The 852-nt window shown below is 58.2% G+C and carries 1 protein-coding gene; it reads right to left on the bottom strand.

The window, feature by feature from the left end:
• Nucleotides 1-74 precede the first annotated feature (74 nt).
• Nucleotides 75-852: DNA adenine methylase (locus NW819_RS06160; protein WP_414413213.1), on the bottom strand; the 778-nt coding region annotated here is incomplete at its 5' end.

The following is an 852-nucleotide window of genomic DNA, read 5'->3' as shown; positions in this document are numbered from 1 at the left end:
CGTCAGCGTTGCGGAGCAATAGTGTGTCCAAGCTCGAGATCCCGCCTTGGATCTCGACCTGCTCATCCATTACCCTAGACGGTTCCGGGGCAAAACGGGATCTCTTCCGGCCCACTGCAGGCGGTGGCCAGGCTGGGATGGCTCAGCACCAAGACCTCGGTGATGGGACCGCGTTTGTGGCCCTGGGCGTTGATGGCACGGCTGGCAGAGATGGTCTGGATGGGGTAATCCCGGTACAGTTCCCGCACAAAGGGGCAATCGGAATTGGAGAGCAGCACCTGCACGCCTCGGTCGGCCAATGTTCCAAACACTTCTCGCAGGCGGATCTGTTCCGCTTCGCCGAAGGCAAACCGGCTGTATGCTGTGAAGCTACTGCTGGCAGAAAGGGGATAGTAAGGGGGATCCAAATAGACGAAATCCCCGGCTTTGGCTCGTTCGAGCACCTGCCAAAACGGCTGCACTGTGATCTCCACGCCTTGCAAAACTCGTGCCACGGCCCGTAGGTTCTCCGCGTCGCAAATGCGGGGATTACGGTAACGGCCCAAAGGGACATTGAACTCTCCCCGCGAGTTCTCCCGGTAGAGGCCATTAAAACAGGTCTTGTTCAGATACAGCAGGCGGGCAGCCCGTTGCGCCGGATCTTCAAATCGAGCCGCGCGGATGGTGTAGTAATAATCCCGGCTGTGGTGGGCTTGGTGGTGGCTGAGCAGGGCAATGATCTCCTCCACCTGATCCCGCACGCAGCAATACACGTTTACCAGCTCAGGGTTGATATCCGACAAAACAAAGTGTCGAGAACCCGATGGGATCCCTTGGGCCAGATGAAAAAAGACCGCTCCACCCCCCAAAAAG

Origin of the sequence: Synechococcus sp. R8-2 (assembly GCF_047461715.1) — a bacterium.
Lineage (GTDB): Bacteria > Cyanobacteriota > Cyanobacteriia > Thermostichales > Thermostichaceae > Thermostichus.
Note: the sequence above shows the minus strand (reverse complement) of the source record. Positions and strands in the feature narration are given on the sequence as shown.